General features: G+C 60.7%; 11 protein-coding genes. 3 read left to right on the top strand and 8 right to left on the bottom strand.

What is annotated here, in order from left to right; genetic code table 11:
• Positions 1-2: 2 nt before the first annotated feature.
• Positions 3-500, top strand: a complete 498-nt coding sequence (locus tag ACQK2L_RS05310; protein WP_425395891.1) for a hypothetical protein — start codon at positions 3-5, stop codon at positions 498-500.
• Here ACQK2L_RS05310 and lepA read toward each other — a convergent pair.
• Both lepA and ACQK2L_RS05300 read right to left on the bottom strand, forming a co-directional pair.
• Positions 497-2,323, bottom strand: coding sequence for a translation elongation factor 4 (lepA, locus tag ACQK2L_RS05305; protein WP_425395890.1), 1,827 nt, complete (start codon positions 2,321-2,323; stop codon positions 497-499). The two genes, ACQK2L_RS05310 and lepA, sit on opposite strands and share 4 nt — an antisense overlap.
• Positions 2,324-2,683: 360 nt before the next feature.
• On the bottom strand, positions 2,684-3,187 hold the full coding sequence (locus tag ACQK2L_RS05300) for a hypothetical protein (RefSeq protein WP_425395889.1): 504 nt from the start codon (positions 3,185-3,187) through the stop codon (positions 2,684-2,686).
• Positions 3,188-3,235: 48 nt separating this feature from the next.
• Here ACQK2L_RS05300 and ACQK2L_RS05295 point away from each other — a divergent pair, with 48 nt between their 5' ends.
• Positions 3,236-4,561, top strand: a complete 1,326-nt coding sequence (locus ACQK2L_RS05295; protein ID WP_425395888.1) for a PQQ-binding-like beta-propeller repeat protein — start codon at positions 3,236-3,238, stop codon at positions 4,559-4,561.
• Between the two features lie 175 nt (positions 4,562-4,736).
• Here ACQK2L_RS05295 and ACQK2L_RS05290 read toward each other — a convergent pair whose 3' ends face one another.
• From ACQK2L_RS05290 to ACQK2L_RS05270, 5 genes are all read right to left on the bottom strand, one after another.
• Positions 4,737-6,050, bottom strand: a complete 1,314-nt coding sequence (locus ACQK2L_RS05290) for a hypothetical protein (protein WP_425395887.1) — start codon at positions 6,048-6,050, stop codon at positions 4,737-4,739.
• A gap of 148 nt (positions 6,051-6,198) precedes the next feature.
• The gene (locus ACQK2L_RS05285; RefSeq protein ID WP_425395886.1) at positions 6,199-6,576 is read right to left on the bottom strand and encodes a hypothetical protein; all 378 of its coding nucleotides are present in this window, start codon (positions 6,574-6,576) and stop codon (positions 6,199-6,201) included.
• 150 nt (positions 6,577-6,726) lie between these two features.
• On the bottom strand, positions 6,727-8,844 hold the full coding sequence (locus ACQK2L_RS05280) for a peroxidase family protein (RefSeq protein ID WP_425395885.1): 2,118 nt from the start codon (positions 8,842-8,844) through the stop codon (positions 6,727-6,729).
• 372 nt (positions 8,845-9,216) lie between these two features.
• Positions 9,217-9,717, bottom strand: a complete 501-nt coding sequence (locus tag ACQK2L_RS05275; RefSeq protein WP_425395884.1) for a hypothetical protein — start codon at positions 9,715-9,717, stop codon at positions 9,217-9,219.
• Positions 9,718-9,794: 77 nt separating this feature from the next.
• The gene (locus ACQK2L_RS05270) at positions 9,795-11,813 is read right to left on the bottom strand and encodes an Hsp70 family protein (protein WP_425395883.1); all 2,019 of its coding nucleotides are present in this window, start codon (positions 11,811-11,813) and stop codon (positions 9,795-9,797) included.
• A 222-nt stretch (positions 11,814-12,035) separates the two neighbouring features.
• On the opposite strand from ACQK2L_RS05270, the gene ACQK2L_RS05265 reads away from it, so the two are divergent.
• Positions 12,036-12,620 (top strand): hypothetical protein, encoded by a 585-nt coding sequence (locus ACQK2L_RS05265; protein ID WP_425395882.1) that lies wholly within the window; start codon positions 12,036-12,038, stop codon positions 12,618-12,620.
• 99 nt (positions 12,621-12,719) lie between these two features.
• On the opposite strand, the gene ACQK2L_RS05260 is transcribed toward ACQK2L_RS05265, so the two are convergent.
• On the bottom strand, positions 12,720-14,426 hold the full coding sequence (locus ACQK2L_RS05260) for a mechanosensitive ion channel family protein (protein ID WP_425395881.1): 1,707 nt from the start codon (positions 14,424-14,426) through the stop codon (positions 12,720-12,722).
• Positions 14,427-14,540: the final 114 nt, after the last annotated feature.

Below are 14,540 nucleotides of genomic sequence, written 5' to 3'. Positions count from 1 at the left end.
CAATGCACACTGATCAGATTCTCGCAGAAGACGGCGTGACGCTGCGGCCGAGTCCCTTGAAGTGGCTCGGTATCTTGTTCGGCAGCCTGGTGTTTGTTGCGGGTGGCGTGTTCTTGGTGGCTATGGGATTGCCCAAGATTGGGTGGGTGGTAATCTCAGCCTTCAGTACTTACGCGAGCGTTGCATTCGTCGTTGTGAACAGACCGCTCAGCTGGCTTCGTATCACGCGGGGTCAGCTGCAGGTGATCCGCTGGCATCAATTAACCAGCTACGATTGGCGCGAGATCGACTGCTTTGGAGTGGCCGATATGCATTTCGGCAGACGCGTTGGAATAGGCGTCGTTGAGGGGCACCCGTCCATTGAAGAGAAGTCAGCCAAGCGCAACTTTGGTCGCTTTGGCTACCACGAAGTACTACCCGACACGTATGGGACTAGCGCAGAGGAACTCGCTGAATTGCTCAATCAAGTGCATGCCCAACTCGCAGACGCGCACCGTTAACGCGACTTCACACCGCCCTTGCCTTCTTCCTCACCGGTCTCCAGCACCGCCAGGAACGCCTTTTGTGGGATGTCGACCTGGCCGATCGACTTCATCCGCTTTTTGCCTTCCTTTTGCTTTTCCCACAGCTTCCGCTTCCGGCTGATGTCGCCGCCGTAGCATTTGGCGGTGACGTTCTTTCGCATCGCGCTGATCGTTTCGCGGGCGACGATGCGGGTGCCGATGGCCGCTTGCAGGGCCACTTCGAACATGTGGCGGGGGATTTCCTTCTTCAGCTTCTTGATCACTGCACGGCCGCGGGGGTCGGCGTCGCGGCGGTCGCATACGATCGATAGCGCGTCGACCCGCTCGTTCTTCACCAGGATATCCATCCGCACCAGGTCGCCCAGCTCGTAGCCGCGCAGTTCGTAGTCCATGGTGCCGTAGCCCTTGGTGGTGCTCTTGAGCTTGTCGTGCAGGTCGTACACCACTTCGGCCAGGGCGATGTCGTACACCAGCATCACACGCGTGGGGCTGAGGTACTCCTGCCGCACAAACACGCCGCGGCGATCGGCGCACAGTTTCATGATGCCGCCGACGTACTCCTCGGGCATCACGAAGCTCACGCGCACGATCGGCTGATGGAACTCTTCGATCTCGCCCATCTCCGGCACGCGGGTGGGCGTGTGCACCTCGAGCCACTCGCCGTCTTTTTTCTTGATTTGGTAGGTCACGTTCGGCGCGGTCTGCACCAGATCGATGTCGGCCTCTTGCTCCAGGCGTTGTTGCACGATTTCCATGTGCAACAGACCGAGAAAGCCGCAGCGGAAACCAAAGCCGAGTGCGTCGGACGTTTCGGGCTCGAAAATGAAGCTCGGGTCGTTCACCTGGAGCTTGCCGAGCGCTTCGCGGAGGGTTTCGAAGTCCTGGCCATCGGAAGGATACAGACCGCAGAACACCATCCGCTTTGGTTCTTCGTAACCCGGCAGCGGCTTGGCCTGTTCGCCGCGGGCGACGGTTACGGTGTCGCCGATGTGCACCTGGCCCAGCGATTTGATGTTGCACACCATGTATCCCACCTGCCCAGCCGACAGGCTGGGCTTGGCGGTGCGTTTTGGTGTCTTCTGGCCCAACTCGACCACTTCGTGCTCGGTGCCCGCTTGCAGGAACTTGATGCGGTCGCCTTTGCGAACCACTCCGTTCATGACGCGGACAAAGATGATCGCGCCGCGGAACTCGTCGTACACGCTATCGAACACCATCGCCTGCAGCGGCGCTTTGGGGTCGCCGGTGGGCGGTGGGATGCGATCGATCACCGCTGTGATTACTTGATCGCAGTTGAGACCCGTCTTCGCACTGCAGCCGATGGCCTCCGTGGCGTCGAGCCCCAGCGTGTGTTCGATCTCCTCTTTCACCTCGTCGGGTCGGGCGTGGGTCAGATCGATCTTGTTGAGTACCGGCACGATCTCCAAGTCGTGATCGATCGCATTGTAAGCATTGGCCACGGTCTGCGCCTCGACGCCCTGGAACGCGTCGACCAGCAGCAGTGCGCCTTCGCAACACGTGAGCGACCGAGACACTTCGTACTGAAAGTCGACGTGGCCCGGCGTGTCGATCAAGTTCAGCTCGTACTCCTTGCCCTCGTGTTTGACGCGCATCGAGACCGAGTTGGCCTTGATGGTGATGCCGCGCTGCCGCTCGAGTTCCATGTCGTCGAGCAACTGCTCCTTCATCTCCCGCTGGCTGACCGTACCGGTTACCTCCAGCAGGCGGTCGGCCAGTGTGCTCTTCCCATGGTCGATGTGGGCGATGATCGAAAAGTTGCGGATGTACTGAGGGTCCATGGAGGCAGCGGTTAGAGGCCGGAGGTCAGGGAGGTGGGGGTCGCGAGCCGGGTCGTCCCCGACCCCGGATTTCTCGAACGCATAGCCCCTCAATATACCATGGCAGGGCACTTGGGAAGAATGGGCGAATTCCCGGGGATTTTGCGGCTAGCGGAACAATTTGGCGACAAAAGCCATCGCCGCCGAGATGCCGAGCATGACACTCAGAAGCAGACAGCTAAGTGCGGGGATCAGCCAATACCAAGCAGGGCGGGTCAGCCGCGATAGTTCATAAGAGGTTCCAGTTCTGTAGTCAAAATCGCGCTGTAAGAAGGCAAGTGCTTCGTTTAATCCTAGCACAGCTGGGGCGAATTCCGGCAGTCATGTGATCTGCCGGCACGAGAATCCGCGAATGCGCCACCCATATGCCGCCAGCTCTCGCCTTGCCCTGACGTAGTAGACGATCAAGATGGGCACACCGAATACTGGAGTGGCTGAAAGCAGTGCCAAGAGCAGCCCCCAGCCCCAGCCAAGCACCAACGTACCAAACCACGCGTTGTAAGCTACCACGATTGGGCCCAACGACATCGCGAACCAGAAGCGGGTTTCTTCGCTGGCCATCGAGGACTGGCTCAGCACAACCAGCCCAACATGGTACGCGAGTATTAGCGGCAAAAGGCGGATCGTCCACGCAACGCGCCACTGCCAGACGGGCTCGCGCAGGAGCTTCTTTACCGGAATGACGCCGATAGGGGGAAGAAACGGATTGTTGCTTTCTTGATCCATTGGTTCTGCTGCAACCACAAAGTGTCCAGTAATCCATATTAAGTCATCCACCACCTTCGTGAAATCTTGCTTTGACTTCCGGCTTCGGTTGTCCGACAATACTGGCTCGCCACGATCAAGTTTCGCCAGTCACCCGGAGGGTTTGTCATGATGGTTGTCCGTTGCGCGTTTGCGTTGTTGTTGTGTGTTCTCGCGATTCCAGCCTCGGCCGAAGACTGGCCGCAGTGGCTGGGGCCCAATAGCGCCAGCGAGTGGAATGCCGAGGGAGTGAAGACCCAGTTCGGCGATGGCGACCTCACAACCAGATGGCGTGTGCCGTGCGGACCGGGCTATTCGGGTCCTGTGGTCGTCGGCGGCAAGGTCTATCTGTCCGACTACGAAGTAACCGAGGGCACCATCGAGAACAATCCTGGCCGGCCGATCGCTCTGAAAGGCAACGAGCGGCTGCACTGCATCGACGCGGCCACCGGCAAGGTCGATTGGACCAAGGGCATGCCGGTCGACTACTACGTTTCGTACCCCGGCGGTCCGCGGGCGACACCTTGCGTGGATGGCGACCACGTTTACACGCTCGGCACCGAAGGCGACCTGGTTTGCCGCCGCACGAGCGATGGCGAACTGGTGTGGCATGTGAACTACCTGAAAGAGTTTGGCACCAAGACACCCATCTGGGGCCATTCTTCCTGCCCGATCGTCGTAGGCGATCTGGTCTACACCTTGGTGGGCGGTCAGGGCACAGCCATCGTGGCGTTCAACAAGAATACTGGTAAGGAAGCCTGGCGCGCGCTCAACTCCAGTCAGCCGGGCTACGCCGCACCGATTGCCATGCAGCTGGAAGGCGAAACTTGCATCGCTGCGTTCCATCCCACCGGCGTGTCGATTCTCGACGCCGAAAACGGCGCGGAGAAATGGTCGAAGCCCATCCAACCGAAGTACGGGATGTCGATCGCCGTGCCGCGCAAGATGGGTGAGCAAATGTTCGTCACTTGCTACGGCGAAGCGATGATGGTCGGCGGCGTTGGCACTGGCGATCCGAAGACCACTTGGAAGTCCAGCGCACCACGCAAAGCCGTTTATTGCTCCAACGCTCCTCCGTACTTCGCCGACGATGTTGTTTTCGGTTGCGACATTGAGTCGAGCAAGCTGATGGCCATCGATCCCGAGTCCGGCGAGCGATTGTGGGAAGACGAGGCCGTGCTGGTCGGTAGCGATGCCGCCGGCGTGCGTCACGGCACCGGTTTCATCGTCCGCCACACTCCCACTGGCAAGTACTTCCTGTTCAACGAACTGGGCGAGCTCTTAGTGTGCGACATGACGCGCGACATGTTCGAGGTCCAAGCGCGAGCGAAAATCATCGAGCCCGACGGCGAGGCCTTCCGCCGCGAAGTGGTATGGACCCACCCGGCATTCGCCGAAGGCTGCGTATTCGCCCGCAACAACAGCGAGATTGTGTGCGTGGCGTTGAAGGAGTAGGTGGCCCTTCCAGGGTAGCGGCGTAGCCGCAACCCTTCGCTGGGAGACGGAATGCCTTCGGCATAGTGCGCAAGGCGCCTGAGTATCCCGAAGGGATTGTGTCATTCAGCCCAGTGTTGCGGCTACGCCGCTACGCTGGGACCGCTTGGAATGACACGCGGCGGCAATTCGGCTTCTACTCATGCTCATGCGCCGACTTCGGCGCGGCCGGGCCGAGCACCGGTTGGACCCAGGCTTGTTTGAAGTCGCCGACCTCCGAGGGGTTCGGGTGTTCGGCCGATGAGGTGATGCGGGCGCGGACGTAGTATTCGTCGCCGGAGAATTTGTACTCGGCCGAGGTGCCTTCGACTTTCTTTAGCACTTCGCCGATGCCGCCGGAGTAGCGGTGTGTTACGTGGCGAGGCTCATCGCCTTCGTCTTCGATCGGATGGCCGACCAAGTCGGTGGTGTTGCGCGTGCCGACGAACTCGATGGTGTAGGTCTCGCCGGGCACGGGGTCGACTTCCACTTGCATTCCGTCGTGGTCGGTGGCCACGCGCTTGAGCGACACGCCGCTCGAGGCGTAGAAGCGGGCGTGTTCGAGCGACTCGATCAGCGCTTCGGGCGTGAGCTGGTTGGCCAGCACCATCACCCAGCCGCGACCGGGGTTGCTTTTGCGGTTCGGAAAGTCGTGGTAGTTGTGTCCGTCGTCCACGGCCAGGCCGTACATCATGGGCAGGTTCAACGCCCCGATTCGTTGGGCGAGCACGATGTCCCAGATTCGCTCGGTGCCGGGGTGCTCCTCGTCACCCGTGTTGTTTACTCCGGGATGACCGTTGTAGACCTCGAAGAACTTCTCGCCGCGCACGCGAAGCAGATCCTCGGCGGTTACCGCGAAGCCAAAATTCGGGTGGTTCAGATGAATGATCATTGGCTGCCCGGTCGCTTCGCGCTGCGCTTGGACCGCGCGGAAGTTATTCTCGATGGTCTCCTGCACGCTACGCCCGCCTTGGGGAGGAATCAACTCCTGCACGTTGTGGGCGTTCATGTGGATGGGCTTGCCGTGATGGCTGTCGCTGATTTCTTCGCCTTGCACCAGCAGGAACTTGCCCGGCTGATCCAACCGCCCCGACACTTCGACGAACTGCCGCAAACGGACCTCCACCTCCTCGTCAGCGCCGCGCTCTTCGATCCAGTTGGGAAAATTCTCCTTCAGCTTCTTGTAGGCGGTCAGGCCACCCTTGGTCTTGCTGACCTTCACCCACCGCTCGGTGGTGGCCAGCACGTTGTGGTCGGTGAACACCAAAAACTGATAGCCATTGTCGCGATACCACAACGCGATCGACTCGAGATAATCGTCGCCGTCGCTCCAATGCGAATGGGTGTGCATGTTGCCCCGATACCAACTTAACCCATCCCCGGCCTCCAGCACCGCCGGTTCGTGGGCCGAAGCCAGGGACACCGTCATAGAGCAGGCCGCAACACAAGCGAGAATACGGAGAGCGTGCATGATGTTGAATCCGGGAGGGGAGAGGGGTAGGAAGGCTCCCCTAGCTTACACACCTCGCCGACTGGATGCGACATGCGGCCTGGAGACTTCCCGTTTGGTCGTTGGGTGGCTGGGGTCGAGCTCCGCGAGCCCCCATCTGCTAGCCATTTTAATCTTTCTTGTGGCTAGATTCCCTTCTCCGACCTAGTCCGTCACGCAGGTCAATCAAGAGGCCGATCACCACACCCATGCAGAGGGCAACCAGCATCTCGGACGCATTATCATCCCCTGTGTCTACGGCTGCGCACACCAATCCCATGACTGTCGGCACAAACACGATGGGGCCGAAGTTGCGGTACCCGCCATAGCAAGAAATAGCGAAAATGAATACCAGTGCCTGAATATTTATCCAGAACTCACGAGCCGATTCTTCAGACTCTGTCGCCAAGTAAGCGTAGAGCGTCAACAGAAGAAAGACCAGTGAAATACCGGCGGGCAAGCACCACAGTGCTCTCGACAAGCGGGCGGCTCTTTCTTTCGTACCCATGGCGTTGATGGTAACCAACGAACGCCGATCGACTCAGGGGTGGCAAAGTCGCGGCCAATTTGCGGTCTCGGTCATGCTCCGACTAGTGGATAACGTGCTACTCGACCGCGGGCGTCGTGGTAACCTTTCGCTTCAATTCGCGGGCGATAGCTACCGCCGGCGGCGATCGCGGCGCGTGAGTCGCGTGTCGACCTGCTCGTCGGGCATCGGCTCGTCGACCGGTGGTGAGTCGCGACGGTCGCGGCGACGGCGGGCATCGTCGTTGATCTCCAGGTCGTAGTCGCCGCGATCGATGACTTGCACCTGGTCGGGCCCCTCACCGGGAGCGACGACTAACTGGTCGATGTCTTCCACTTGGACCGTGGTGCCGCTGAAGTCGGCGAACGCTCCATCGAGGGTCACGCGGTCGAAGCTCGGACCGCCAGCCAGCGTGAGCATGTCGCGGCGGCCGCCGCGCCCGTCGATAACGAAGCCGCCTTCGAGCGAGAGGTTCATCGCGGTGGGATGCACAGCGATGCGGTCGTCGCCGCGGGTGCCCATCACGATTACTTTGGCGGCCGACTCCACCGCCACGCTGGCGAGCACCGCTTGCGATCGGTTGTCGACCAGTTGCAAGTCGCCATCGGCCACGCGAACCGTGGCGTCCAAGTTGCCCGACTCGCGGCTGGCCGCGTAGTACAATACCTCCTCGCCGAAGAACAAGTTGGTCCGCAGGTCGGTGATCGTGGTGTTCCGCTCGATCACATTGGCGAGCGTCGTGGTCCGCAGCGCGTCGAGCGCCGGGCCGTCGAAACGGTTCTCGTACCAGAACCGGTCGCCGTCGCGAATGCGAGTGAACTGGTCAATCAGGATCGTCCGCCCGAGTTCTCCCAAACTCGATCCGGCGACGTGATCCTCGGCCAGAATGCCGACCCACGGATCAACGTTGTCGACGCTGCCGTACAGCGCTTCGAGCTTCGCAGCCAGGTCCGCGTCGGAGGTGATCTCCGTGAAGCTCATCACGCGCGGCAGGCCATAGTCTTCGCGGACCTGATTGTAGTCGGCCAGACCATGATCGCGACCGCGCTGAATGTTGAGCGACGCCAGGTCGAACCCGCCGGCGCCGGGAGGGCCGAACAGGAAGTTGCGAACGTCGTCGACCACTTGCGTATCAACCTCCTGGGCAAGCTGACTGCTGGCGCCCAGCAGCAGTGATTCGATGCCGTTCTCGGTGATTTCGCCGGGCGAGAAGAACGCGTCGGCGAGTGACAGGTTGCCCTCGTCGGCCACCGAGCCGTCGGCGTCGAGTCGCAACAGCTCGGTCGACAGCATGCTGTGGCCGAAACGATAGGCGGCCGTCGAAAACACGTTGGCGATCGATGTGTTGACCGTCGAATCGTAGCCGCGGTACGACTCGATTGCATCGACGCCCAACAGCGCAGGCAGCCACTCGTTGTAGGTGATCGCCTGGATCTCGGCGGTGACGATCGCCCGCGCTTGTTGGTAGACGTCTTCGTCGGACAGCGCGGGGTCGGCCTCCGCGATGGCATCGGCCAGGCGGTTGTGCTCGCGGACCCAGATGGTGTGCATGGCGGTGAGGGCCACGTTCTCGTTGGCGCGGATGTCGCCGGCCATGAAGAAGCCGCTCTCGCCAATCGGCAGCAGGTCGCCCTCGCTGGTGAGCATCCGCCCGCCTTCGAATGTGCGCAGCGAGTCGGCGGTGTCCGAACCGTACACCACCGAGCCGTCGAGGTAGGCGGTGATCGAGTTGATCTGCTGCCGCACGCCGTCTTCGTCAACCGTGTAATTGGAGCGGCTGAGGCCGATGGTCGCTTCGCCACTGCCGGTGGGATCGAACCATGCATCGCCAGTGGGCACGTCGATCGCAAAGTCCTCGCTGGGATCGGCGCCGACGGTGAGATCGATGTCGTGGTCGATGAACTGACCCCAGATCCACACGAAGTCGGTCAGGTAGCGATCGTTGCTTTCCAGCTCTGTTTGATCGGCCACCGAGTTGGAGACCTCGCGGGCGCTGGGTCGATCTTCGCCGGTGGGCGTTGCGGCGCCATCGGCGTACTCTTCCGCCGTGAGTCGCAGCAGCTCGGTGAGCGCGGCGCCCCAGTCGGGGTTCGCCAGATTGTTGTTCGTCCCATCGACGGCGGCCACTTCGACCAGGGGAAACTCGACGAGCGGGTCGAGCGAAAGAGGGCCGCCGGAGTCGGCCGCCAGCATCCTACGTTGTTCTAATTGCTCAGTCCGTCCGCGCGCAGCAGGGGTGTAGTTTTTCATCGGTTGCCTTGCTCTGTTCCAAGTCACAAAAAGAAGAAGTCCCGCCCGGCGTCGGCATGGTTCCAGATGCCGCCCGAGTGCCACAGGTACTCAACCCACCCCTGCACAATGGGTCTTGCAAGAGACGGGATTATCCCGATACACGAGAAACTCCCTGACTCCGACTACCATTCGCTCAGACCGCGTGGAATCTATTGCACCTGCAGCGAAGTTTTTTTCTTGGCGCCAAATGCTTGCGGGATTTGGAGAGAGGTGTTCTTCCGTGGGGATCACGCAGAAGAGAGGTTCGCCCAAGACTACTGATTCCGAAGGGCTTCGATATTCCTCGATTTTATTGTTGGTGTCCACATGGGTTGTCGGCAGTGAATAGGATTAGAAATTGGACTTGTGGATTACGAATAGGATTCCATGCTCCTGACTGTAACCTACAAAGAGCAACTCGCCGTCTGGCCCACGTTCGTCGGGTTGAAAATTCACCGACTTGTAGAACTTCAAGTCCGTACAATCTTCAGGAGTCCACCACTCAACTGAATCTTCATTCCAAAATCGATCGGGGACTTTGGTGTTGTCTTGCAGAGGATTCAGTTCTTCAGAGGTCAACATGTAATCCACGAATGGTTGGTCGCATTTCAACCGCCAAAGGTATTCGTGGTCTACCAAACCACCAAGGTCATAGACCTTCACATCGTCAACGGCGCCTGCCGGGGATTTTTCGAGGAGGGTATTCAACGGATATGGCCAGTCTTCTCGCACTTCTGATGGCCGAAACACCCAATAGACGACCCCCCATCTGAACGCCTCCCACACTCCAAAGCAAGCGCAGACGATGGTAATGAGCAACAGGCATGTACGAAGACTAAAGCGAAACCGCATCTTGAATCTGTTCCTAGACCAATTCGGCCCTTGATTGCTTTCGACGGATTGCTTCGATGTGTTGAGTCCCACTCGCTCTATGGCCGCGTCGAGGAATTCTCCTCCGGCGCGCTCACGCCCGGCAGCGGCAGGCCCAGTACGTTCAGCTTGGGATTCAAGAAGCACACCCCGTAGTACAGAATCATCAGCCCGAGGAACACCGCGACGAACGAGCCGAGGATGATGCCCACTTGCGACGAGGATTCTTCAACGTCCTCTTGCTCACCCCAGACCAGTTCGCCTTTCTCTTTCTTCGCTTGGGGTTTCGCGGCCGGCTTTGCTGACGATGGTTTGGGTTGCGACGGGGTGGAAGCCGTCGAAACGGCCGTGGCGGCTTTGTTTTGTTGCCGCTGACTTCGCAGGCGGTCCGACGCTGCTTGCGGTGCGCCGGTGTGGACGGCCGGCTCGAGTGTTTGTTTCTTGCGCTCGATGGGGGCGGGCTCCGCCGGTTTGGTCGGCATCGCTTTGTCGATTTCGTCGTCGTTCAGGATCATCGCGGCCACGGCTTCTTCGAAATCTTCGTAACCACCGTCGCGGCAGATGATCTTCTTCCACCGCTCCACGCTTTGCTCAGGCAGGCCGCGGACGCGGTCGAGTTCGATTTGCGCTTGCTCGCCCAACCCTTCGACTGCCGCGCTCACCGACAGCCGGCCGCTGGTGTCGTAGTCGTACGTCACCGTGATGGGCGTGCCGGCGGGCAGGCCGGGCGGCAGGTGCTTGATGGCAGCCACCGCCAGCGGCGAGCATTGGTCGGGCAGTGAACTTTCGCCTTCGAGAAGTTGGATCTTGATGCTTCGCTGGTTGTCGGTCTTGGTGACGAACTTCCGCGTCACCGTGTACGGCAGCGGGGTGTTCCGCGGGATGAGCGTCACGTTTTGCGTGCGGAGCGTCTCCTGGTTGATGCCCTCGATGCCCAGCCCGTGCGAGTTGACGTCGGTCACCTTGAGCTTTGGCACCTCAGCGTCGATGCCCTGCACTCCCATTTGATAGCGCGCGAACACCGCCGCGCCGCGGGCCACCGCTTCGTCGGGATGCACTCCGTCGTCGGGCTTCAGGCCCGAGATCTTCTGCATTGCCTTGCGAATGGCCGGCATGCGGGTCGAGCCGCCCACCAACAGCAACCGATCGACCTGGTCCCACAACACGCCGGCTGCTTTCACCGCTTGGTTGGTGGTGAACACGGTGCGCTCCACCAGGTCGGCGGTGAGCATCTCGAAGTCGGCCCGCGAAATCGGCAGCCGCAGTTCCTGCTCGTCCATCGCGAACACCAGCGTCGCCATGGGCAGTGCGGAAAGGTCGTGCTTTGCCGCCCGCGCTGCGCGGAGCAAGCGGACCTTGTCGCGGTCGTCGAACTCACGGGCGTCGGGATACAGCGCGCGGAACTGCTCGGCGGCGTGGTCGGCCAGGCGGGCATCGAAGTGGATTCCGCCCAGTTCGTAGTCGCCATCGGTGGCCAGGGTGCGCACCTTGCCGGCGGCGAGCTGCATGACGGTCACGTCGAACGTACCACCGCCCAGGTCGTACACCACGATTTTCATTTCGCCTTCCGGCGCGCCATCGGGCGACAGGTAGCCAAGTTGCTCGCCGAACGCCAGGGCGGCGGCCGTTGGTTCGTTCACGATGTCCAAGACCGGCAGACCGCTCATCTTGCCCGCGTCGGCGGTGATCTTGCGGCGCGCTTCGTCGAAGTAGGCCGGCACGGTAATCACCGCCTGAAAGTTCTCGCCAATCGCTGCGGCGATGTCGTGCCGCAACTGGCGCAAGATGCAGCCCTGGATCACTTCGGGCGGGTACTGCTGGCCGACGATCTTGTACCGATAGAGCTCCGCGCCGACGTCGCGTTTGGCGTTCTCGGCCACGCGCCCGGGAAACTCGGCGGCCGCCTCCCACGCGGGGTTGCCCACCACGATGTTGTCGTCGTCGAACAGCACCACGCTGGGCGTAAGGATGCCGCCCGTCGTGTTGCGAATCATCTGGGTGTGCCCCTCGGCGTCGATATAGCTGACGGCCGACAGGGTCGTGCCGAGGTCGATTCCAACGGGGATAACTTTTGCCATGTTTACTCTTCCGCAGCGTGAGTGTACCGACAGCCGCACCACTTCGCGTTGCGGCTATTTTTGCCGGCTGATACCATAATAATCTAGAGGCTTGCCATTTGCTTGTGTTCTAGACTTGAGAACCCTGCGAACTACGGTAGGTGTCGTACAAATCGGGACCTGCGAGTCGGCAATCCGTGCACGCCCGGGGGAATACGGCAGGACAAGATTCCAGCGGAAGCGATGAGCACAGCAGCTACCAACGACTTCGACCCTTATCACAAGTGGCTCGGCATCCCGCCGTCCGAGCAACCGCCGAACCACTATCGCCTGTTGGGTTTGACGGTGTTCGAGGACGATCCCGATGTGATTGCTGCTGCCGCCGATCGGCAGATGGGGCACGTGAAGAGCTTCGCCACCGGGCGATACGGCTCGCATTCGCAGGAGCTGTTGAACGAGCTGGCGAAGGTGCGGGTTTGTTTGCTCAACCCGAAACTCAAGCCGACCTACGACGCGAAGCTCCGCAAAGAGCTACCCCCTAAACCGACTCCCAAACCGGCCGCACCACCACCGGTACCAGCTGCCGCGCCGAGCGCGCCTACCGCCCCGCCGGCGCAGGTCGTGCCGCGCGTGGCGAGGCCAACGAGTGTCGCACCACTGGCAGCGCCATCGAGCGCCGAGCCGAGCGAACTACCGACGATCGGTCCTCGCCGAGTCAGGCGTCGCCGACGCAGAAAACCCTCGGCGGTTCCCATCCTACTAGGGCTAGCGATCGCCGTGCTGGCAGTGATTGGCTTGATGATCTACTTGTCCAGCAAGCCGGTGTAAATCAAAGGCACAGCGTAGCTGGATTCGCAAGAATTCAGAGGCACGACCAGCGCGTCCGAATTCTTGCGAATCCGGTTACCGGTTTGGGAGGCTCCACCGCTACTGCGACTTGGTAGCGTCGTTGATCTGCTGTGGTCGCTCGTCGGCTTGCGTAAAGTACGTGACGTTGGTTGGTGGGGCGAACTCGATGCCTGCTGCCGCAAAACGGCGGACGATTTCTTCGTTCGCGCGCTGGCTGAATGCCAGGAAGTCCCAGTACTCGGCTGGGTGGTACCACACCATCATGCGAATGTTGAACGAATCGCGATTAAAGTCGTTGAAGAATACGCGCGGCGGAAATTCGGGCGTCATCCCTTCGTGGTTGTCGAGCACTTCTCGAATGATGTTCACCGCCTCGTCGATTTTCTCGGGCGGGGTATCGAGCGGGATCGGAATGTCTGACACGCGGCGGATCGAAGGGCGGCGTCCGATGTTCTCGATGTCGCAGCGGGCCATCTCTTCATTGGGAATGGTGGTCAGGTGCCCGGTCAGCAGTCGGATCTTCGTGGACCGCAGCCCGACCTCTTCCACCACTCCGTCGTAGCCTTTGGCCACGATTCGCTCGCCCACGCGGTACGGTTTGTCGAGCGAGATCATGATGCTGCCAAAGACGTTCTTCAGCGTATCTTGGGCCGCCAGGGCGACTGCCAACCCGCTTACCCCGGCTCCCGCCAGTAGCGTCGTGAGCGGGATGCCAATTCGCTGACCTCCTTCGAGCAGCACAATAACCGCCGCGGCAATCGTGACGACCCGACAAGTCAATCTGACGAGTTGGGCGTCCATACCGCCTGGTTTGATCCATGAAGCGGCGATGACGAACTCTGCAAGTCGGCTGCCGATTCCCAGCACGAACATCATCAGGGCGAATAGAAAGACCACGTTCCAAAAGTAGGTGAGCGCCACGAGCAACCCACCCGTTATTCGCAATTGGCTTTCGATAAATTCGTTGGTCAGCAGTGGCACTAGCATCGCCACGATCGGGAAGATGAGCGTCGCCAGATATTTCAGAAACCCAGCTTCCCTGGCCGATCGGCTGCTGCGCATGCCCAGCACGTAGGTGCCCACCATCACCGCTATCGACACCAGCATGACGCACGCCAGCCCAACCCACTGCCACATTGCCTGCCCGGCGGGTCGTTGGTGGAACCAGCGGGGTAGGCTGAGGATCCAATTGCGCGGCAGCATGTCGCCGGGTTCGGCGTGAAAGAAGTCGTACGCGCCGGGCGTGGTCGTGGGGCGGTCGATGTAGGGTAGATGCTGCACGCGCTCGTAGAACTCCGGCGCCCGCTCGACGGTAGCCGGTGAGAACAGCCACTCTCCGGCTTTCTCTCCCTCGGCTACCTTTGCAATCGTGATTTCGGTGTGGGGGATGGTCCATCGCGTTAGCTCTTGCTCATCAACCTCCTCTTCGTCGGGCCACTCTTGCTCGGGTGGCAGCTCAATGCGATCGAGAACTTCCTTCAAGCTAATGAGCGACTCGGACGCTTGCGCCGACAGAAGCGCCGGAGGAATGTCGCTGAGGTCGAAGCAACCTGCGAGACGGTGCCGATAGTATTGCTCTTGATCGGCGGACAGCGTGCCGCGACGCATGCCCTCGCTCTGGACGATCTCGTACACCTCGCGGTACGTCTCCAGAAAGGTCTTCAACGTGGCTCTTGGACTCGTCGTAACGGCCGGCTCCAGGGGATGCTCCACCGGCGCGTCGGTAGCTCGCGCGCAAGCCGCCAGAGCAAAAACCAATAGCGTGACGAGAGAGGACCTTCTCATAGCAGCCTTTTGAACAACCGAGGCGGGACCAATTCACGCTGTCCCGCGGAATCGGTCGGTGAAAAGCGTGCTGGCCTCGTTTCGGCCAATCACAACCCGCATCTGCGAGTATAC

The organism is Aeoliella sp. (assembly GCF_965227375.1).
In the GTDB taxonomy this organism is placed as follows: domain Bacteria; phylum Planctomycetota; class Planctomycetia; order Pirellulales; family Lacipirellulaceae; genus Aeoliella.
Note: the sequence above shows the minus strand (reverse complement) of the source record. Positions and strands in the feature narration are given on the sequence as shown.